The sequence below is a fragment of the Streptococcus sp. 23.2 genome (assembly GCF_016648665.1).
In the GTDB taxonomy this organism is placed as follows: domain Bacteria; phylum Bacillota; class Bacilli; order Lactobacillales; family Streptococcaceae; genus Streptococcus; species Streptococcus salivarius_E.
Genome location: NZ_JACLQJ010000009.1, coordinates 33,030 through 56,608, shown reverse-complemented (window position 1 = coordinate 56,608; position 23,579 = coordinate 33,030). Strand labels below are relative to the sequence as shown.

The following is a 23,579-nucleotide window of genomic DNA, read 5'->3' as shown; positions in this document are numbered from 1 at the left end:
GACAACAAGCAAAAGCCAGTTGTCCTTCAGAACAAAGACAAACTTCATTTTTGGCGTTTGTTTTTTTTGCTAGAGAAATCCTAATCTTTTGTTCTTCTAAAAAGAATAGGAAAGCGCTTTAAAATGCTATAATAGGAGTAAAGAAAGCTCGTTTTATTTGAAGGATTTGGTGTGCTTATTTATACAAATCATTGAGGAAAGGAAGGATGTTCTATGAAGAAAAATACTCCTAATATTTTAAAGCTTTCTGGCTTAGCCATTCTCCTCCTCTGTTCTATTCTTTTAGTTGGTTGTAAAGTTGTACTGCCAAATTCTTACTTCAAGGCTAGGGAAAAAACGCAAAAGATCTTGGCTCATAATGGTTTTAAGGGAAAGGTCCAAGTTAAGCTTATCAAAAAGGTGTTTCTAGATTCAGATGGTATTTATGTCGATTATACCTATTCAGAGGACACCTACGATAATCAAACCATATCATTAGATGATAAAATTACATTTCAACTGGACTGGACAGTTGTTCGTGAAGAATATGAGACTCCTGGCCTTTACTCGCAAACCTATTTACAACAAAAATCTGTAAAAAAAGAAGAGCAAAAACTCTTTAAAGAGCTAAAAAAGCAATCTTTAGGCTTTGATATCGAAGATTTCTCTTTCAAAGATAATACACTGATAGATCAAGAGGCTGGTAATCGTCGAAAACATTTAGCCGAAGAAAACCGTAAAAATGGCAAGCATGATTTTTATGGGTATTATCAAATTCCTTATCAAACAATGATTGATGAACATATTGTTACTATGTCAATAAGAGTAAGTGATACAGAAAATACCAGTAAGAAAGATTTAAAAAAGGCAGCAACTAAACTGGATGCTAGAAAGCTGCCAGATGGAGAGTACGAATTTTATTATTTCACAACTGATAAAGAAAATTCCGCTAACTATGACAATTCCGGATATATTAGCTATACCTTTAACATACAAGATGGTAAGGTTGTCCAAGATGAAGATGATTAGATGATACTTTAATTCCTGCGATAATCTCGCACTCCATACTGGCGGCATAGAAGTATAGGCTATAGCTAAGTGAAAATGTTAACCTCAAAACATACAAAAACATCTCCGAAATAAGTCGGAGATGTCTTTTTGTCTTACAAATTCTTTTTCTTTTTAGCTTTTTTGGTTAGGGCAAGGTCACAATTTTCAATGCTTGAGATAAGATGATTCGTCAATTGGAAGTCGTCCACTTGGGGATTCAAGTCCACTTCGTAGACCAGTTGCATGGTCTCGCCTCCACCTGTGGTATTAAGGGAAATCAGGTCGCATTCACTGGTGAAATTGAGCAGGGCTTTAGTGATTTTTTGATCAATCAAGTCTTGGTAGGGGACGTTAATGGTTAGAAGTCTACGACGTTGGTTGTCGGTACGACTTTGACGATTTTCCAAAAGAAGCCAAACAGCTAAAAGGAAGACGGTAAAGAGGACGGCTAGTAAGAGATAGCCTGTCCCAGATGCCAGACCAATAATCATGGCCATAAAGACGGCGATTAGCTCTCTAGAACCACTAGTCGCTGAACGAAAGCGAATGAGGCTAAAGGTCCCTGCCACGGCGATAGAGGTCCCCAAACTACCATTAACAAGGAAGATAACTAGGGTCATCAAACATGGAAGCAGGGTCAAACTAATAACAAATTCTCTGGTGTAGAGGGTTCGGTATTTGTAAGTCCAGGTTAGGGCCAATCCTAAAACAAGACTGACCAGTAAGGCCAGCATGAGTTGAAGGGGACTAGCGGTTGCGGTCGCATCATTAAAGATAGAATTGAAGAGATTAGACATAGGCGGCAGCTCCTTTTTCTTGTGCTGGACGTGGTCTGTAGTCTAGACCTTGAGACTTATGATAGGCACAGCTGTATTTTGAGAATTTCTGCTCTTCCAAACCATGTTTGTCTAAGATAGCTTGAAGCCAGTCAGGCTTTTTGCCAGGTGCCTTGATTTCCATGATTATCGTATCTTCATCAAGAAGGGGAAAACCATGATTTCCCTTAAAGAGACTGACGTCTTCATCACGGTAAGTCAAATTTTGGTCAAGGGTAACACGTACTTTATTGTAGGCATAGCCTTCGATAGTCTCTTTTTCTTTCATCGAAAAACGGTCGTAGTAGATATACATACGAGGTTTAAGCCCCTCATCGTAGCGTTGACGTAAGTGGTGAATATCCTGTAAGAGCTGACGGTCAGTGATTTGACCATGATTCTTACCATCTGTCATCAAGTTAGTGATGGCAAGTGGAGTTGAAACAAGACGAAACTTATGACCGATTCCTTCATCATCTTTGGCTTTTACCTCTAAAAAGACCTTACTATCAATTTTGGGATTGGCTAGGTAGGTACGCATGCGGATTTTCTCTTGACGGTGATTACCATCTAAGGCATCTTGGATGACGTCAAAATTATCCGTATCAAAGTAAATATTTGAAATGGTAGATGTCGGATAATCATCCTCTACCAAATACTCCTTAAGATCAGTGAGCAGGTCTTCAAGATTGTTCTTTGAGACCACATATTTCGTTTCAATACGTTTAAAACGTGTTTCCAATTGTTTAACCATGAAAAAACTCCTTTTATAGATAAGATACAAAGCCGTAAAGCAACTCCCAGGAAAATAGGGAATTTGTTGCAGGACCATCTGTTTTCAAACAGTCGACTTATTGTTTTAATTCTTTTTTATAGTAGAAAAGTTGAGCGAAAATGTACTATTTCTATATAGCACTTACTTGCTCGTCTATTAGTCTATGGGACTTTTCTGAAAGAAGTCCTAAGCTAAACTTTCACCAAACTTAACTTAAGATAAATTTTAGTTAACCTTTAGAAATGTTTTAGGTAAGTCCCGTAAACTGTAATCATCCAAACGAACCCGAGAGGAAAAAATATGAAATCAAAAAAACTAAAAAAATGGACGACTTTATTGACCTGTGCGACTGCCCTAACAGTCATGACAGCTTGTAGCCAATCAAGCAGTCAAGCAACTGGGACAACTACAAGTTCCAAAACAAGTGCTGTAACAGCAACGACCAGCAAGAAAACAAATAAGAACAACAGCAACTATTTTACTTCTAAAGATTCTGATACCTCTTATAATGAAAGCTCAGCTACTAAGATTAAGTTATCAGGCTCATCTGCGGATGTTTCAGGTGATGGTGCAGCCCTATCAGGTTCAACTGTAACCATCTCCAAAGCTGGGACCTACGTCATTTCAGGAAAATCCGACGGTGTGCAAATCAAGGTAGACGCTGGAGATTCAGACGATGTCCATATTGTTCTAGATGGCGTTACCATGACAAATACAAATGCAGCCATTAATGCCACAAGTGCTGGTCATGTCTATCTGACACTTAAAGATGGCACTACAAGTAGCCTATCTGATTCAAGTTCTAATAGTGATGAAGATGCGGATGCTGTGATTTTCTCTAAAGGAGATTTGACCATAAACGGTTCAGGTACTCTAAACATTGATGCCAAGAAAAACAACGGTATTAAAGCCAATGACAGCCTTCATATGACTGGCGGTACCTATAAGATTTCCTCAGTCGGTGATGCCTTCAATGTCAACGATGAACTCAACATCACAGGAACAACTATGACCATTGAGGCTGAAGAAGATGCTGTTAAGGTCAACAATGATGACGACACCTCAGCAGGTACCATGTATCTGTCTGACAATACCATGACCATTAAGGCCGGTGATGACGGTATTCATGCCTCTGGTGACCTGATTATTGATAGTGGTACTTACAAGGTTGAAAAATCAACTGAAGGTATCGAAGGTAAATCTGTGACCATCAATGGTGGAAACATCGATGTCTATGCAACGGATGATGGTGTCAATGCGGCCAATGCTAATGCCAGTCAAAGTGAGATTTTCTTCAAGATGACCGGTGGAACCCTAAATGTTGAGGTTGGCGAGGGCGATACCGACCCAATCGATTCTAACGGCGATATTATTGTATCGGGTGGAACAATCAATTTGACTGGTCAGTCTGGCTTTGACTTTGATGGTTCAGCGACCTATACCGGTGGTGACATTACTATCAATGGTGAGAAACAAACTAAGATTGAGAACTCAATGCCTGGTGGCGGAGGCCCTCAAGGTGGCGGTGGTCCCCAAGGTGGTGGACAACCAGGTGGCTTTGGAGGAGGTCACTAAAGAGTCATAGGATGAAACAGAAAGGAAGTGCCTATGTATATTATTATTCCAGCTTATGAACCAGACAAACGCCTGATTCAGGTGGTTCAAGATATTACCATAAAACTCCCTAAAGCCCGTATTATTGTTGTTAATGATGGGAGTGGCCCAGGCTATAACGACTATTACGACGAAACGGCTTTTATTGGAGCGACTGTCCTTACCCATCCTATCAATAAAGGAAAAGGAGCTGCTCTCAAAACTGCCTTTGCTCACATTCAAGAAGAAGTAGTCAGTCAGCACCTTTCGGCTCAACCTATTGTCACAGTTGACAGTGACGGTCAACATCTGATTAAAGATATTGTCCGTGTGGCCAAGGCAATCGAGGAAAATCCAAGTCATCTTGTCTTGGGTGCGCGTGCCTTTGTTGGTAAGGTGCCAGCACGTAGCCGCTTTGGAAATAAGGTAACTGCTGGACTTTTCCGTCTAGTAACCGGCCAAAAGGTAACAGATACTCAGACGGGTCTTCGAGGCATGTCCACCGATCTGATTCCATGGCTTCTTAATCTGGATGGCAATCGTTTTGAGTACGAGTTTAATATGTTGCTTAAAGCCAAAAAGTCAGGCCACCAAATCTCTGAAGTCCCTATCGAGACCGTTTATCTGGAGGAAAATAAAAGTTCGCACTTTCGCCCCATTCGTGATTCCATCCGTATTTACAGCCCTTTTTTAAAGTTCTCTGGCACGGCCGTCCTGGCCTCAGTCATTGATGCAACAGCCTTATTTGTGCTCTTTGCCTTGACGAAAAATCTGCTTCTTTCGGTCGTGCTAGCCCGTGTCATTTCGGCTTCCAGCCAGTGTTTGCTGAACGCCAATGTGGTCTTCAATCCGACAAGCTCTCTCTTTAGATCGAGTGTTCGTTACTTTATGTTGGTCCTAGTCCTCTTGGCTTGTAACTATTTCTTACTTAGTAGTCTAGTTGCCATTGGTTTAGGCCTGGTTCTGGCAAAATTGGTTACAGAAACCTTGCTCTTTTTAGTCAGCTACAGGGTCCAACATAACGTCGTTTTTGCTTAATAGCTGACTTGAAAATCGCTAACTGATTGAATAGAGATAGCTTATTTACCTCTCGATTACTTCTAAAAATATAGAAAGAACTACCGTTTTCGACATTCGGTAGTTTTTAATGATTATCGAAATGTTTTTCAATTTACATTATGATTAAAAATTGAAATGACTTGATAAAGACTCGAAATGGCTGAAAAAAATATGCTATAATGAAATTGTTTGAATTATGTAGATTTCATTCAAACTAGGAAAATGAAAAGAGGACCTAAAATGGGAAAAAAGGTACATTATAAGCTTCACAAAGTTAAGAAGCAGTGGGTGACGATTGCCGTCACTTCGGCAGCACTTGCCTCTATTGTAGGTGGTGCTACAGTAGCTAATCAAAAGGTTTCAGCCGATGAAACAACAGAACCAGTTGCTACTACGACAGCTGAAAGCGATGTTGTGGTCGAAACGCATGAAGTAGCGACTCCAGCAGCAACTGCTACGACAGATGTTACAGCAGTAACAAATGACAAGGCAGCTGATACTACAACAGTCGAAACTCCTGCGGCAGCAACCACTGCAGCAGATACAAGTGCTAATACGGTGGCACCAGCAACAACTGATCGTGCAACAGTAGTAAATGATGCAACAACAGAAGCACCAGCTACAACTGCGACTGCGACAGATACAACGCTTACAGTAGCTGAAAAACCAAAATCTGGCGTTACTGAAAAAGAAGAAACAGCAGCACTCTCTTTGGACAACATCAAACAAGTTGATGGTAAATACTATTATGTCAAAGAAGATGGTTCATACAAAACAAACTTTGCTGTTTCAGTTAATGGCCAGTTGCTTTACTTTGGTAAAGATGGTGCTTTGACAAGCACATCAACACACTCGTTCACACCAGGTACAACTAATCTAGTTGATGCTTTCTCTTCACATAACCGTGCTTACGATTCTAAGAAAGAAAGCTTTGAGTTGGTAGATGGTTATTTGACACCTAATAGCTGGTACCGTCCAGTCACTATTTTGGAAAATGGTGAAAAATGGCGTGTATCAACTGAGAAAGACTTCCGTCCACTTTTGATGGCATGGTGGCCTGATGTAGATACACAAGTGGCCTACCTCAATACTTTCTCTAAACATTTTAACCTTAACGCAACTTATTCAACCAGCCAAAGTCAATCAGAATTGAATGCAGCTGCTAAGACTATTCAAATTAAGATTGAGCAAGAAATCTCTGCTAAACAATCAACAGAATGGCTTCGTCAAGCAATTGAGTCTTTTGTAAAAGAACAAGACCAGTGGAATACTACAACTGAAAACTATACCCTTGCTGACCACCTTCAAGGGGGAGCTCTTCTTTATGTCAATAATGACAAGACCCCTTGGGCAAATTCTGATTACCGTTTGCTTAACCGTACACCAAGTAACCAAGATGGTTCTCTAAATGGTACAGGAAGATACTTGGGTGGTTATGAATTCCTACTTGCCAATGACGTTGATAACTCAAATCCAGTTGTGCAAGCTGAGCAGTTGAACCAAATTCACTATCTTGTGAACTGGGGATCAATTGTTATGGGTGATAAGGATGCTAACTTTGATGGTATCCGTGTTGATGCAGTTGATAATGTTGATGCAGACCTTCTCCAAGTTTATACAAACTACTTCCGAGCAGCCTTTGGTGTGGATAAATCTGAAGCTAATGCACTCGCTCACATTTCTATCCTTGAAGCTTGGGATTTAAATGATAATGCTTATAATCAAAAACATGATGGTGCAGCCCTTGCCATGGATAATAACCTTCGTTATGCAATTATGGGTGCACTTTATGGATCGGGCTCTTCATTGAAAGATTTGATTACTAGCAGTTTGACAGACCGTACAAATAATAGTAAGTATGGAGATACACAAGCTAACTATATCTTTGCGCGTGCTCATGATAACCTTGTTCAAGATATCATTCGTGATATTGTTCAAAAAGAGATCAATCCAAAATCAGATGGTTATACCATGACTGATGCTGAATTGAAACGTGCCTTTGAAATCTATAATGAAGATATGAAGAAGGCAGAAAAACGTTATACTATTAACAATATTCCAGCTGCCTATGCTTTGATTCTTCAAAATATGGAGCAGGTAACTCGTGTTTATTATGGAGATCTTTATACGGATAACGGCCAATATATGGCTACCAAGTCTCCTTACTACGATGCTATCACAACGCTCTTGAAGAACCGTATGAAATATGTTTCAGGTGGACAATCGATGAAAGTCGACACGTTCAATGGAAAAGAAATCTTGTCATCTGTTCGTTACGGTAAAGATATTATGACTGCTGACCAAACTACGGGTGTAGCAGAAACAAGTAAACATTCTGGTATGTTGACCCTTATTGCCAATAATCAGGATTTCTCACTGGGTGATGGTACTTTGAAAGTTAACATGGGTAAACTTCATGCTAACCAAGCCTACCGTCCATTACTTCTTGGTACTGATAAGGGAATTGTCACTTACGAAAATGATGCAGCAGCAGCTGGAAAAATTAAATACACTGATGCTGAAGGGAACTTGACTTTCAGTGGAGATGAAATCAAGGGGTATCGAACTGTTGACATGAGAGGTTATCTTGGTGTTTGGGTACCAGTAGGTGCACCTGATAACCAAGATATCCGTGTTAAAGGTTCAGATAAGAAACTTGACAAGACATTTTCTGCTACTGAAGCATTGGACTCACAAGTTATCTATGAAGGTTTCTCAAACTTCCAAGATTTTGTTGAAAAAGATAGCCAATATACTAATAAATTGATTGCAGAAAATGCAGAACTCTTCAAGTCATGGGGAATCACATCATTCGAGATGGCTCCTCAATTTGTATCGGCTGATGACCGTACCTTCCTTGATTCTGTTATCCAAAATGGTTATGCCTTTACTGACCGATATGACCTTGCCATGAGCAAGAATAACAAATACGGTTCTAAAGAAGATCTTCGTGATGCACTTAAAGCCCTTCACAAGCAAGGTATTCAAGCAATTGCTGACTGGGTACCAGATCAACTTTACCAATTACCAGGACAAGAAGTTGTAACAGCAACACGTGCTAATAGTTATGGTACTCCAAAGGCCAATGCTTATATCAATAACACTTTATATGTTGCAAATTCTAAATCATCAGGTAAGGACTTCCAAGCTCAATATGGTGGTGAGTTCCTTGATGAGCTCCAAAAGAAATATCCACAGTTGTTTGAAGATGTGATGATATCAACTGGTAAGAAGATTGATCCATCTGTTAAAATCAAGCAATGGTCTGCTAAGTACATGAATGGTACTAATATCCTTGGTCGTGGTAGTCGTTATGTTCTCAGTAACGATGCTACTGGTCGCTACTATCAAGTTACTGATAATGGCATCTTCTTGCCAAAACCTTTGACAGATCAAGGTGGTAAGACAGGTTTCTACTATGATGGTAAGGGTATGGCCTACTTTGATAATAGTGGTTTCCAAGCTAAGAATGCCTTCATTAAATATGCTGGAAATTACTATTACTTCGATAAAGAAGGTTATATGTTAACTGGTCGTCAAGATATCGATGGTAAGACTTATTTCTTCTTGCCAAACGGTATCCAGCTTCGTGATTCTATTTATCAACAGGATGGTAAATATTATTACTTTGGTAGCTTTGGTGAGCAGTACAAAGATGGTTACTTTGTATTCGATGTACCGAAAGAAGGTACTTCAGAAACAGAAGCTAAATTCCGTTATTTCTCACCAACTGGAGAAATGGCTGTTGGCTTGACTCATGCTGGTGGAGGATTGCAATACTTTGATGAAAATGGCTTCCAAGCTAAAGGTACTAAGTATGTTACTCCAGACGGAAAACTCTACTTCTTCGATAAAAATTCAGGTAATGCCTACACAAATCGTTGGGCTGAAATCGATGGTATCTGGTATGAATTCAATGATCAAGGCTATGCACAAGCTAAGAAGGGTGAATTCTACACAACAGATGGCTCAACATGGTTCTACCGTGATGCAGCTGGTAAAAATGTGACAGGTGCTCTTACTTTGGATGGTCACGAATACTACTTCCGTGCAAATGGTGCCCAAGTTAAAGGTGAATTTGTTACTGAAAATGGCAAGATTAGCTACTACACTGTAGATAATGGTTACAAGGTTAAAGACAAGTTCTTCGAAGTAAACGGCAAATGGTACCATGCTGATAAGGATGGTAACCTCGCCACAGGTCGTCAAACAATTGACCACCTTAACTATTACTTCAATGCTGATGGAAGCCAAGTCAAATCTGATTTCTTCACTCTTGATGGTGGTAAGACATGGTACTATGCCAAAGATAATGGTGAAATCGTGACAGGTGCCTATAGCATTGGCGGTAAAAACTATTACTTCAAAGAAGATGGTAGCCAAGTTAAAGGTGACTTTGTTAAGAATGCTGATGGTTCACTTTCTTACTATGATAAAGATTCAGGGGAGCGTCTCAATAACCGTTTCTTGACAACTGGTAACAATGTTTGGTACTACTTCAAAGATGGTAAGGCTGTAACAGGACGCCAAAATATCGATGGTAAAGAGTATTACTTTGATCATTTGGGACGTCAAGTTAAAGGTAGCCCAATCAGCACACCAAAAGGAGTGGAATACTACGAATCAGTTCTTGGAGAACGTGTGACAAACACATGGATCACTTTCCAAGACGGTAAGACTGTCTTCTTCGATGAAAATGGTTATGCTGATTTTGATAAATAATCAATCAATCTAATCTTAATCTGAGAGATTAAGTGAAAAACGATATGATTTGACATGAATTTATAGGTGAAATTTCTTGAAAACGAGAATCGTTTAAAGAAATTTTGCCTTTTTTTGCTCCTTAAAGAAAAAAATCTGACAAATATCAATTTTGAGTCAGAATCGTTGTAAAAGCCATTGTATCAAGGGTTTTAGTGGTTTTTATAGAAAATAGTTTTACTTATCAAATGATATGAAAATGAGAATTGAAAGCCTATGAAATAGGTGTGTTACAAAACTTTTCTAATGTTGCTGTTATGTTACATATAATTTATAAAAAAACAATTAATTCGAGAAATAGTTAGAAAATAATGATATAATGTAATTGTTTGAAATCGGATAGATTTCAGTCTGATTTTGACAAATAAAATCACGGGGAAAATTATAATGGAAAATAAGGTACACTATAAGCTTCATAAAGTTAAGAAGCAATGGGTCACAATTGCAGTTGCCTCTGCAGCACTTGCTACTGTCGTAGGAGGATTGTCTGCAACAACATCTTCAGTTTCAGCGGATGAAACTCAAGATAAGATAGTAACTCAACCAAATTTAGATACAACAGCCGATTTAGTTACTTCTACAGAAGCAACCAAAGAAGTCGATAAACGTACAAATACAAAAGAAGCAGATGTTTTAACGCCTGCTAAAGAAACAAATGCCGTCGAAACAGCAACTACAACGAACACACAAGCAACAGCTGAAGCAGCTACAACAGCAACAACTTCTGATGTAGCGGTGGCAGCTGTTCCAAATAAAGAAGCAGTTGGAACAACAGATGCACCAGCTGTTACAACTGAAAAAGCAGAAGAACAACCAGCAACAGTGAAGGCTGAAGTTGTAAACACAGAAGTTAAAGCGCCAGAAGCTGCTTTGAAAGATTCAGAAGTAGAAGCTGCGCTTTCCTTGAAAAACATCAAATACACTGATGGTAAATATTACTATGTTAATGAAGATGGTTCACACAAAGAAAACTTTGCCATTACTGTAAATGGTCAATTGCTTTACTTCGGCAAAGATGGCGCCCTTACAAGTTCATCAACACACTCTTTCACACCTGGAACAACAAATATTGTTGATGGTTTCTCAATCAATAACCGTGCCTACGATTCATCTGAAGCAAGTTTTGAATTGATTAATGGTTATTTGACTGCTGATAGCTGGTACCGTCCAGTTTCTATCATCAAAGATGGTGTGACTTGGCAAGCATCAACTGCAGAAGATTTCCGTCCACTTTTGATGGCTTGGTGGCCAAATGTAGATACGCAAGTTAATTACTTGAACTACATGTCTAAAGTCTTCAACTTGGAGGCTAAGTACACAAGCACAGATAAGCAAGCAGACTTAAATCGTGCTGCTAAGGATATCCAAGTTAAGATTGAACAAAAGATTCAGGCTGAAAAATCAACACAATGGTTGCGTGAAACTATCTCTGCCTTTGTTAAGACACAACCACAGTGGAACAAAGAAACTGAAAACTATTCAAAAGGTGGAGGAGAGGATCACCTTCAAGGTGGAGCCCTTCTTTATGTGAATGACTCACGTACACCATGGGCAAATTCTAACTATCGTCTTTTGAACCGTACGGCTACTAACCAGACTGGTACGATTAATAAGTCAGTTCTTGATGAGCAGTCTGACCCAAACCACATGGGTGGCTTCGACTTCTTGCTTGCTAATGACGTAGACTTATCTAACCCAGTTGTTCAAGCGGAACAATTGAACCAAATTCACTACCTTATGAACTGGGGTTCAATTGTTATGGGTGACAAGGATGCTAACTTCGATGGTATCCGTGTCGATGCGGTAGATAATGTCAATGCTGACATGCTTCAACTCTACACAAACTATTTCCGTGAGTACTATGGTGTAAATAAATCTGAGGCGCAAGCTCTTGCTCATATCTCAGTTCTTGAAGCGTGGAGTCTTAACGACAACCATTACAATGACAAGACTGATGGTGCTGCGCTTGCCATGGAAAATAAACAACGTTTGGCCCTCCTTTTCTCATTGGCTAAACCAATTAAGGATCGTACACCAGCTGTAAGTCCTTTGTATAACAATACTTTCAATACGACTCAACGCGATTTTAAGACTGACTGGATTAACAAAGATGGAAGCACTGCCTACAACGAAGACGGTACAGCTAAACAGTCTACAATTGGTAAATACAATGAGAAATACGGAGACGCGTCAGGAAACTACGTCTTTATCCGTGCCCATGATAACAACGTTCAAGATATTATTGCTGAAATCATTAAGAAAGAAATCAATAAAAAATCAGATGGTTTCACTATCTCTGATTCTGAAATGAAGCAAGCATTTGAAATTTACAACAAAGACATGCTCAGCAGCAATAAGAAATATACCTTGAATAACATCCCTGCAGCTTATGCTGTAATGTTGCAGAACATGGAAACGATCACTCGTGTCTACTATGGAGACCTTTATACAGATGACGGTCACTATATGGAAACTAAATCACCATATCACGACACCATCGTTAACTTGATGAAGAACCGTATCAAGTATGTATCTGGTGGACAAGCGCAACGTTCTTACTGGTTGCCAACTGATGGTAAGATGGACAATTCAGATGTTGAACTTTACCGCACAAGTGAAGTCTACACTTCAGTACGTTATGGTAAAGACATCATGACAGCTGACGATACAGAAGGTTCTAAATACAGCCGTACCTCTGGTCAGGTAACTCTTGTAGTGAATAATCCAAAATTGACTTTGGATCAGTCAGCTAAACTTAATGTTGAAATGGGTAAAATCCATGCCAACCAGAAATACCGTGCTTTGATTGTTGGTACAGCTGATGGTATCAAGAACTTTACATCTGATGCAGAGGCAATCGCAGCAGGTTACGTGAAAGAAACAGACAGCAATGGTGTCTTGACTTTCGGCGCTAATGACATCAAGGGTTATGAAACATTTGATATGTCAGGTTTCGTAGCAGTTTGGGTTCCAGTCGGAGCTTCAGATGATCAAGATATCCGTGTAGCACCTTCAACAGAAGCTAAAAAAGAAGGCGAATTGACCCTTAAAGCGACTGAGGCTTATGATTCACAATTGATCTACGAAGGATTCTCAAACTTCCAAACTATCCCGGATGGTTCAGATCCTTCAGTCTATACTAACCGTAAGATTGCTGAAAATGTTGATTTGTTCAAATCATGGGGCGTAACATCATTTGAAATGGCACCACAATTTGTATCTGCCGATGACGGTACCTTCCTTGACTCAGTTATCCAAAATGGTTATGCCTTTGCAGATCGTTATGATCTTGCCATGAGTAAGAACAATAAATATGGTTCTAAAGAAGATCTTCGTGATGCTCTTAAAGCCCTTCACAAAGCGGGTATCCAAGCAATCGCTGACTGGGTTCCAGACCAAATTTACCAATTGCCAGGTAAAGAAGTCGTAACAGCGACTCGTACTGACGGTGCAGGACGTAAGATTGCAGATGCTATCATTGATCACTCACTTTATGTAGCTAACTCTAAGTCATCAGGTAGGGATTACCAAGCTCAATATGGTGGCGAATTCTTAGCTGAACTTAAAGCTAAGTACCCTAAAATGTTCACGGAAAACATGATCTCAACTGGTAAACCAATTGATGATTCTGTTAAATTGAAACAATGGAAGGCTAAATACTTCAACGGAACAAACGTTCTTGACCGCGGTGTTGGCTATGTACTTAGCGATGAAGCAACTGGTAAATATTTCACTGTCACTAAAGAAGGTAACTTCATTCCTCTTCAATTGACAGGAAATGAAAAGGCTGTTACTGGGTTCTCAAATGATGGTAAGGGAATCACTTACTTCGGTACAAGTGGTAATCAAGCTAAATCTGCCTTTGTTACTTTCAATGGAAATACCTATTACTTTGATGCACGTGGTCACATGGTTACAAATGGTGAATACTCACCAAATGGTAAAGATGTTTATCGTTTCTTGCCAAATGGTATCATGTTGAGCAATGCCTTCTATGTTGATGCTAACGGTAATACTTACCTTTATAACTATAAAGGTCAAATGTACAAGGGTGGTTACACTAAATTTGATGTAACTGAAACTGATAAAGATGGTAATGAATCTAAGGTTGTGAAATTCCGTTACTTCACTAATGAAGGTGTCATGGCTAAAGGTCTTACTGTTATCGATGGTTCCACACAATACTTTGGTGAAGATGGTTTCCAAACTAAAGATAAGTTAGCAACCTATAAAGGTAAGACTTATTACTTCGAAGCTCATACTGGTAATGCTATCAAGAACACTTGGAGGAACATCGATGGTAAATGGTACCACTTCGATGAAAATGGTGTTGCCGCTACAGGTGCTCAAGTTATCAATGGTCAAAAACTTTACTTTAATGAAGATGGAAGTCAAGTTAAAGGTGGCGTTGTTAAGAATGCAGATGGTACTTATAGTAAGTACAAAGAAGGTTCTGGAGAGCTAGTGACTAACGAATTCTTCACAACTGATGGCAATGTTTGGTACTATGCAGGCGCTAATGGTAAGACTGTTACAGGTGCTCAAGTTATCAATGGACAACACCTCTACTTTAATGCAGACGGAAGCCAAGTTAAGGGTGGTATTGTTAAGAATGCAGATGGTACTTATAGCAAGTATGATGCTGCAACAGGTGAACGCTTGACTAATGAGTTCTTCACAACAGGAGACAACAATTGGTACTATATCGGTGCTAATGGTAAGTCAGTGACTGGTGAAGTTAAAATTGGTGACGATACTTATTACTTTGCTAAAGATGGTAAACAAGTAAAAGGGCAAACAGTAAGTGCTGGCAATGGTCGAATCAGCTATTACTATGGTGATAGTGGTAAGAGAGCTGTTAGCACATGGGTAGAAATTCAACCAGGAGTTTACGTTTACTTTGATAAGAATGGTCTTGCTTACCCACCTAGAGTGCTAAACTAATTGATTTAAAAAGGAGAACTTCGGTTCTCTTTTTTATATTTTCTAGGAAAAGGTTCTTTTTGAAAAATACCCTTTCAAGTCGCTTACATGACGGATTTTTAATTTAATATTAAGATGGTAAAAAAGTCATTAAAATAAGTTGTATTAAGTTTTTTTGATAGTGAAAAATGATATAATAAGTAAGTCTTTAAGGTGTAGATTTTAAGACAAAAAATATATTGGGGAAAAATTGAATATGGAAAATAAAGTACGCTATAAACTGCACAAAGTGAAGAAGCAATGGGTTACTTTAGCGGTTGCTTCAGTAGCCTTGGCTACCATTGTTGGTGCTAGTGTTACCACGTCTTCACTTGTTTCGGCAGAAGAAATAAATAATACTAATGGATCACCTTCAACAACTACAGTCGGGGAAAATACAAATCCTGTGGTTGAAAAAGAGGTAGGCACAACAACAGAGGTGGCAAATACTTCAAATGCCACAACAACAGACCGAGCAGCAGTTACTGCTGATAAACCAGCTGAAACGACAGTTCAACCAAATTCAGGAGCAACTAGTGATAGAGCTGTAGCAGTAGAGGTTGAAGCCAAACCTGAAACGACTGCTAAGCCAGAAGTAGCCGCTAAACCAGAAACAGCTACAACATCTGAAGTAGCTGCAAATGCTGGAGTAGCCGCTCCAACGACTGAGAAGTCTAAAGAGCTTTCTGAAGCTGAAATTAAAGCTGCAGTCTCACTCGATAATATTAAAAAAGAAAAAGATGGTAAATATTACTATCTTTTAGAAGATGGATCACATAAGAAAAACTTTGCCATTACTGTAAATGGTCAGGTCCTTTATTTTGATGAGAATGGTGTCCTTTCAAGCACATCAACTTATTCATTCACACAAGAAACAACAAATCTTGTCACTGATTTTACTAAAAACAATGCTGCTTACGATTCAACAAAAGCAAGCTTTGAACTTGTTGATGGTTATTTGACAGCTGATAGTTGGTACCGTCCAAAAGAAATCCTTGAAGCAGGAACAACTTGGAAAGCGTCAACTGAAAAAGATTTTCGCCCACTTTTGATGTCTTGGTGGCCTGATAAGGATACTCAAGTAGCTTACTTGAACTACATGACTAAGGCTCTTAGCAATGGTGAAGAAACAAAAGATGTCTTTACGATTGAAAATTCTCAAGCTAGCTTGAATGCCGCTGCTCAAATCATTCAACGTAAGATTGAGGTTAAGATTGCTGCTAATAAGTCAACAGACTGGTTGCGTCAGTCAATCGAGGCCTTTGTTAAAGACCAAGATAAATGGGACATTAACTCTGAATCTCCAGGTAAAGAACACTTCCAAAAAGGGGCTCTCCTCTTTGTTAATAGTGATTTAACGAAGTGGGCTAACTCAGACTACCGTAAACTTGACCAAACGGCAACAAGTCGTTTGGCAAACGATAAGATCAAGAGTGGTAGTGATGCTGGTTATGAGTTCTTGCTATCAAGCGATATCGACAACTCAAACCCAATTGTGCAAGCTGAAATGCTTAACCAATTGTATTACTTCATGAACTGGGGACAAATCGTCTTTGGTGACAAGGACAAAGATGCTCACTTTGATGGTATCCGTGTTGATGCTGTGGACAATGTCAGCATCGATATGCTTCAATTAGTGTCTTCATACATGAAGGCTGCTTACAAGGTCAATGAGTCTGAAGCACGTGCCCTTGCTAATATCTCAATTCTTGAAGCTTGGTCTCAAAACGACCCATATTATGTGGACGAACATAATACAGCTGCCCTTTCTATGGATAATGGTCTCCGTTTGTCTATTGTTCATGGATTGACTCGTCCAGTAACTAATAAAGGTACAGGTGCTCGTAATGCATCAATGAAGGACCTTATTAACGGTGGTTATTTCGGTCTTTCAAACCGTGCGGAAGTTACCTCATATGATCAACTTGGTTTTGCAACCTATCTCTTTGTTCGTGCACACGACTCAGAAGTTCAAACGGTTATCGCAGACATTATCAGCAAAAAAATTGATCCTACAACAGATGGATTTACTTTTACATTAGATCAATTGAAACAAGCTTTTGACATTTATAATGCTGATATGTTGAAAGTGGATAAGGAATATACGCATTCAAATATTCCTGGAGCTTATGCTTTGATGCTTCAAACAATGGGTGCAGCAACACGTGTTTATTATGGAGACTTGTATACTGATAATGGTCAGTACATGGCTAAGAAATCACCATACTTTGATCAAATCACAACTCTTCTTAAAGCGCGTCCTAAATATGTAGCTGGTGGACAAACATCTTATATCCACAATCTTGCTGGAGATGGCGTATCGTCTGCTAAAGACAATAAAGAAGTTTTGGTTTCTGTCCGTTATGGTCAAGATTTGATGTCTAAGACTGATACAGAAGGTGGAAAATACGGTCGTAATTCTGGTATGTTGACCCTCATTGCTAATAACCCAGATTTGAAATTAGCAGATGGTGAAACAATTACTGTAAATATGGGTGCAGCCCACAAGAACCAAGCCTACCGTCCACTCTTGCTTGGTACGGATAAAGGTATCGTGTCCTCATTGAATGATTCAGATACTAAGATTGTTAAATACACAGATGCACAAGGAAATCTTGTCTTCACAGCTGATGAAATCAAAGGCTTTAAGACTGTTGATATGAGTGGTTACCTTTCAGTTTGGGTACCAGTAGGTGCGACTGACGATCAAAACGTTCTTGCCAAACCATCAACAAAAGCCTACAAAGAAGGGGATAAGGTTTATAGCTCTTCTGCAGCACTTGAAGCACAAGTGATTTACGAAGGTTTCTCAAACTTCCAAGACTTTGTCAAAGAGGATAGTCAATATACTAACAAATTGATTGCAGCTAACGCAGACCTCTTCAAGTCATGGGGTATTACGTCATTTGAGATTGCACCTCAATATGTCTCATCTAAGGATGGCACTTTCCTTGATTCTATTATTGAAAATGGTTATGCCTTCACAGACCGTTACGACTTTGCCATGAGCAAAAACAATAAATATGGTTCAAAAGAAGATCTTCGTGATGCCCTCAAGGCTCTTCACAAACAAGGTATTCAAGTCATTGCTGACTGGGTTCCAGACCAATTGTATACTCTCCCAGGTAAAGAAGTAGTGACAGCTACTCGTACAGATACGCATGGTAAGGTGCTTGATGATACTAGCTTGGTTAATAAGCTCTATGTGACAAATACCAAGTCATCAGGAAATGATTTCCAAGCACAGTATGGTGGGGCCTTCCTCGACAAACTTCAAAAACTTTATCCAGAAATCTTCAAAGAAGTTATGGAAGCGTCAGGTAAGACAATTGATCCATCTGTGAAGATTAAACAATGGGAAGCTAAGTACTTTAACGGTACAAACATCCAAAAACGTGGTTCAGACTACGTTCTCAGCGATGGTAAATTGTACTTCACCGTTAACGATAAAGATACCTTCCTTCCAGCTGCCTTGACTGGTGATACAAAAGCTAAAACTGGATTTGCTTATGATGGTACAGGGGTAACTTATTATACAACATCTGGTACTCAAGCTAAGAGTCAATTTGTGACATATAATGGCAAACAGTACTACTTTAACGATAAGGGTTACCTTGTAACTGGTGAACAAGCTATCGACGGTTCAAACTATTTCTTCTTGCCAAATGGTGTTATGTTTACTGATGGTGTTATTAAAAATGCCAAAGGTCAATCATTGGTTTATGGTAAGTCAGGTAAATTGACGACTCAAACTGGTTGGAAAGAAGTTACTGTTAAAGATGATAGTGGTAAGGAAGAGAAATTCTACCAATACTTCTTCAAAGGTGGCATCATGGCTACTGGTTTGACTGAAGTAGAAGGTAAGGAAAAATACTTCTATGACAATGGTTACCAAGCTAAAGGCATCTTCATTCCTACAAAAGATGGACATTTGATGTTCTTCTGTGGCGATTCAGGTGAACGTAAGTACTCAGGCTTCTTTGAACAAGATGGTAACTGGTACTACGCTAATGATAAGGGCTATGTTGCCACTGGATTTACTAAGGTAGGCAAACAAAACCTTTACTTCAATGAAAAAGGTGTTCAAGTTAAGAACCGCTTCTTCCAAGTTGGTGATGCTACATACTATGCAAATAACGAAGGTGATGTTCTTCGTGGTGCGCAAACCATCAATGGTGACGAGCTCTACTTTGATGAGTCAGGTAAACAAGTTAAAGGTGAGTTCGTGAACAATCCTGATGGAACGACTTCATACTACGATGCCATTACAGGTGTGAAACTTGTGGATACATCACTAGTAGTTAATGGTCAAACCTTTAATATCGATGCTAAGGGTGTTGTGACTAAGGCACATACACCAGGCTTCTATACTACAGGGGACAACAACTGGTTCTATGCAGATTCACATGGACGTAATGTCACAGGTGCTCAGATTATCAATGGTCAACATCTCTACTTTGATGCAAATGGTCGTCAAGTTAAGGGTGGCTTCGTAATGAACACTGACGGTAGTCGTTCATTCTACCATTGGAATACTGGTGATAAATTGGTATCAACCTTCTTCACTACCGGTCATGATAGATGGTATTATGCTGATGATAAGGGAAATGTCGTTACAGGAGCTCAAGTGATTAACGGTCAAAAACTCTTCTTTGCTACTGATGGTAAACAGGTTAAAGGTGACTTTGCAACAAATGCGAATGGCAGCCGTTCATACTACCATGGAGCTACTGGTAATAAGTTAGTATCAACCTTCTTCACTACTGGAGACAACAACTGGTATTATGCTGATGCCAAAGGTGAACTTGTTGTTGGCGAACAGACGATCAACGGCCAAAACCTTTACTTTGACCAAACTGGTAAGCAAGTGAAAGGTGCAACAGCTGCGAATCCTGATGGCTCAATCTCTTACTATGATGTTCATACAGGGGAAAAGGCTATTAATCGTTGGGTTAAAATTCCTTCAGGGCAATGGGTATACTTCAATGCTCAAGGAAAAGGCTACGTGTCAAATTAAGATTAATGAATGAAAGAAGTCAATCACTTTTGTGGTGGCTTTTTTCGTAAAAAATTGTCTAACTTTTATACATTCAGGTCATTTGTCTGGCCAAAAAAGTGGTATAATAACTCTTGCTAAATCTTTATTTTGGAGTACACATGGCTAAGTCAAAAAATACTATTGAAAGTCGGATAGATTACTCGATTCTCCTGCCAGTTCTCATATTGCTACTGGTTGGCCTGGTTTCGATATTTATCGCGACAAATTTTGATTACCCAAAGAATCTTGTGCAAGTCATGTCTCAGCAAGTACTATGGATTTTTCTAGGTTCAGTACTTGCTTTTGTTGTCATGTTATTTAATACAGAGTTTCTTTGGAAGGTAACCCCCTGGCTCTATATTTTCGGTCTGGGGCTTATGGTTCTACCTCTCGTTTTCTATTCCCCTGCTTTGGTAGCTTCGACGGGAGCAAAAAACTGGGTAAGCATTGGATCAGTCACCCTTTTTCAACCATCTGAATTTATGAAGATATCCTACATCCTTTTTCTATCGAGAATAGGTGTTTGGGCTAAGCAAGGAAAGGAAGTGACTGACCTTAAGGATGACTGGTTGCTACTTTTCCAATATGTAGCTGTTACGCTTCCTGTCTTGGGGTTATTAGTTCTTCAAGGAGATATGGGGACCGCCTTAGTCTTTCTGGCTATTTTAGCCGGTATCGTAGTGGTTTCGGGGATATCCTGGCGTATTATCTTACCGGTAGTTCTAGCTTTTGCAACAGGATTAGCCTTGTTTGTAATGGTATTTACTACAGATTGGGGTAAGGAAGCCATGCTCAAGATGGGGGTTCAAACCTACCAGATTAACCGTATCTCAGCTTGGTTGGATCCCTTCACTTATGCAGATGGTATCGCCTTTCAACAGACACAAGGGATGATTTCGATTGGTACTGGAGGAATCTATGGTAAAGGCTTTAATCATCTGGAGTTGAACGTACCGGTTCGTGAGAGTGACATGATTTTCACAGTCATTGCGGAAGATTTTGGTTTGGTAGGTGGTGGATTGGTTCTTTTAACCTATCTCTTCCTCATTTACCGCATGTTGCGAGTGACGTTTAAGTCTAACAATCGTTTCTATACCTTTATTTCGACAGGTTTTATCATGATGATTGTCTTCCATATTTTTGAAAATATTGGGGCAGCAGTGGGAATTCTTCCTTTGACAGGTATTCCTTTGCCCTTTATTTCACAAGGGGGATCATCGCTCATCTCTAACTTGATTGGTGTTGGTTTGGTGCTTTCAATGGCTTATCAGACTAACCTCAACGAGGAAAATAAAATTCTCCTGGCTATGTCTCGTCGTATGCGTACGTCTGGAACTAGTCAAGTGAAACCTATTTCTAAGAGTAAGTCTAAGAAAAACAAGCCTTCGAAGAGTGTTACTATGGCCACTCAAGAATTGGGCAAGGCTAAAGATAAGGTTGATAAGGCCACTGAGAAAATGCGTCAAACCATTTCTCAAAATACGCCAAGCATTCATCAAGGGAAGCGTCGTAAGGGTTCGAAAAAGAAACCGACACGTAAACATTAAGAAGAAGCAAGTTGGTTAATCCAACTTGTTTTTCTTTGAAAAAAAATTAAGGTCTGTGACCTTCTCTTTGCCCCTGCCTGTGGTATAATAAAAGTTGACTATTTTGAAAAGGGGTTTGCTATGATAGAGACAGCCAAACAGCAAGAACGTGCTATTTTAGTAGGTGTTGAATTGCAAGAAACAGAGCATTTTGACATGTCAATGGAGGAACTTGCCAGTCTTGCCAAAACTGCAGGAGCAGAGGTTGTAGCTAGCTATACCCAAAAACGTGAACGCTATGATAGTAAGTCTTTCGTAGGTTCAGGAAAATTAGAAGAAATCAAGGCCATGGTGGATGCGGATGAGATTACTACTGTCATTGTCAATAACCGTTTAACGCCTCGTCAAAATACCAATCTTGAAGCAGCATTTGGCGTAAAAGTTATTGATCGTATGCAATTAATTTTGGATATCTTTGCCATGAGGGCTAGAAGCCATGAAGGGAAACTTCAGGTTCACCTAGCTCAGCTTAAGTACATGTTACCTCGTTTGGCTGGTCAAGGGATTATGCTCAGCCGTCAAGCAGGGGGCATTGGTAGCCGTGGACCTGGTGAAAGTCAGTTGGAGCTCAATCGTCGTTCGATTCGTAACCAGATAGCCGATATTGAACGCCAGTTAAAGATTGTTGAGAAGAACCGAGAAACCATTCGTGAAAAGCGTGTCGACTCAACTACCTTTAAAATTGGCTTGATAGGTTACACCAATGCTGGGAAGTCAACAATCATGAACCTTATGACGGATGATAAGCAGTATGAGGCCAATGAACTTTTCGCGACCTTGGATGCAACGACTAAGAAAATTTACTTAAAAGATCAGTTTCAAGTGACCTTGACAGATACGGTTGGTTTTATCCAGGATTTGCCAACAGAATTGGTTGCTGCCTTTAAGTCAACGCTTGAAGAAAGTCGTAATGTGGACCTCCTTTTGCATGTCATTGATGCGAGTGATCCTAATCACGAAGAGCATGAAAAGGTGGTCTTAGACATTCTCAAAGACTTAGACATGACTGATATTCCTCGACTAGCAATCTACAATAAGATGGATGTAGCTGATAATCTAGTAGCAACAGTCTTTCCTAATGTTCGCCTCTCAGCACGTGACAAGGGAAGTCGTGAGGCCCTCAGAAGACTCTTGATTGATGAAATTCAACAGATTTTTGAACCCTTTAGTATTAAGGTACATCAGGATCAAGCTTATAAACTTTATCAGTTGAGTCAATTGGCCTTGCTAGATAGCTACACTTTTGAGACAGAAGTGGAAGAAATTACAGGCTATATTTCACCGAAAAATAAATGGAAATTGGAAGAATTTTATGACTGATTATATGGATTTAGCTTTAAAATATGGTGGTTTTACAAGTTTAGATAAGGTCTATCTGGAAAATACCTTATCAGACCTTTCGGACAGTCAAAAATTGGCCTTCATTACACCACCACCAAGCGTGATTAATGCTTATTTTGCAGAGATCTACCAGAAACAATCTCCTGAAGCAGCGACGGGTTACTACTTGGAACTTTCAAAAGAGTTGAACCTCTTTAACCCTGCACCATCTTTTGATGAGCACAAGCCTTTTATTCGTCTCAATCTTTCAGGAAAATCTTACGGTTTTTGCTATGAAAATGCCGATGAAGTGGCCCTAGTCTTTGCAGAGCATTCAGAGGTTCCAACGGCTAGTATTTTGTTTGAGCTTGCTCAAGTTTTCCCACAGTATAAGGTTTATCTTGAAGGAACTCAAATTAAAATGGCCAAGGTTTACTTTGATGAAGAAGTGTTGGAAGAGTTGACACCAGAGACTCAGTTACTAAGTCGTGTAACTAAACTGAAGGGAAATGTCATTAAGTTGGCTAGCTTTAATCAAGATGAATTAGTGGAACTTTTAGCTCAATATAAAGGGCAAACTGTTTATTATGGCTTTGCTCAGCGTGAATGCCTGGCTTATATTGTCCAGAAATAAAAAGAAC

General features: G+C 39.5%; 10 protein-coding genes and 1 pseudogene. 9 read left to right on the top strand and 2 right to left on the bottom strand.

The annotated features are described in order from the left end of the window. Window positions 1-213: 213 nt before the first annotated feature. Complete coding sequence (locus H7T98_RS06165) at window positions 214-1,008, top strand: hypothetical protein (protein ID WP_195917793.1); 795 nt, start codon at window positions 214-216, stop codon at window positions 1,006-1,008. 134 nt (window positions 1,009-1,142) lie between these two features. Here the strand turns inward: H7T98_RS06165 and H7T98_RS06160 are convergent, their stop codons facing one another. Both H7T98_RS06160 and H7T98_RS06155 read right to left on the bottom strand, forming a co-directional pair. Further along, window positions 1,143-1,826 carry a DUF4956 domain-containing protein gene (locus H7T98_RS06160; RefSeq protein ID WP_195917792.1) on the bottom strand — a complete coding sequence of 228 codons (684 nt, stop codon included), beginning with the start codon at window positions 1,824-1,826 and terminating at the stop codon, window positions 1,143-1,145. Further along, entirely contained in the window at window positions 1,819-2,598 is a 780-nt protein-coding gene (locus tag H7T98_RS06155) for a polyphosphate polymerase domain-containing protein (RefSeq protein ID WP_195917791.1), read from the bottom strand. The genes H7T98_RS06160 and H7T98_RS06155 overlap by 8 nt, the downstream gene beginning before the upstream one ends. A 321-nt stretch (window positions 2,599-2,919) precedes the next feature. Between H7T98_RS06155 and H7T98_RS06150 the strand changes: the two genes are divergently transcribed. The 8 genes and pseudogenes from H7T98_RS06150 to H7T98_RS06115 all read left to right on the top strand — a co-directional run bounded on the left by H7T98_RS06150 (window position 2,920) and on the right by H7T98_RS06115 (window position 23,572). Further along, a complete protein-coding gene (locus H7T98_RS06150; protein WP_195917790.1) occupies window positions 2,920-4,194 on the top strand; it encodes a carbohydrate-binding domain-containing protein in 1,275 nt (424 codons plus the stop codon). A 33-nt stretch (window positions 4,195-4,227) separates the two neighbouring features. Further along, complete coding sequence (locus H7T98_RS06145) at window positions 4,228-5,250, top strand: glycosyltransferase (RefSeq protein ID WP_049545178.1); 1,023 nt, start codon at window positions 4,228-4,230, stop codon at window positions 5,248-5,250. Window positions 5,251-5,511: 261 nt separating this feature from the next. Next, the gene (locus H7T98_RS06140) at window positions 5,512-9,993 is read left to right on the top strand and encodes a glycoside hydrolase family 70 protein (RefSeq protein WP_195519923.1); all 4,482 of its coding nucleotides are present in this window, start codon (window positions 5,512-5,514) and stop codon (window positions 9,991-9,993) included. Window positions 9,994-10,419: 426 nt separating this feature from the next. Further along, on the top strand, window positions 10,420-14,976 hold the full coding sequence (locus H7T98_RS06135) for a glycoside hydrolase family 70 protein (protein WP_195917789.1): 4,557 nt from the start codon (window positions 10,420-10,422) through the stop codon (window positions 14,974-14,976). A gap of 235 nt (window positions 14,977-15,211) precedes the next feature. Beyond that, window positions 15,212-20,011 carry a glycoside hydrolase family 70 protein gene (locus H7T98_RS06130; RefSeq protein ID WP_195917788.1) on the top strand — a complete coding sequence of 1,600 codons (4,800 nt, stop codon included), beginning with the start codon at window positions 15,212-15,214 and terminating at the stop codon, window positions 20,009-20,011. Window positions 20,012-20,151: 140 nt separating this feature from the next. Next, window positions 20,152-21,321 (top strand): annotated as a pseudogene (locus H7T98_RS06125) (FtsW/RodA/SpoVE family cell cycle protein); the annotation flags it as partial. A 378-nt stretch (window positions 21,322-21,699) separates the two neighbouring features. Next, window positions 21,700-22,938 carry a GTPase HflX gene (gene hflX / locus H7T98_RS06120; RefSeq protein ID WP_048790276.1) on the top strand — a complete coding sequence of 413 codons (1,239 nt, stop codon included), beginning with the start codon at window positions 21,700-21,702 and terminating at the stop codon, window positions 22,936-22,938. Then, window positions 22,931-23,572, top strand: a complete 642-nt coding sequence (locus H7T98_RS06115; protein ID WP_175057543.1) for a cystathionine beta-lyase — start codon at window positions 22,931-22,933, stop codon at window positions 23,570-23,572. The genes hflX and H7T98_RS06115 overlap by 8 nt, the downstream gene beginning before the upstream one ends. Window positions 23,573-23,579: the final 7 nt, after the last annotated feature.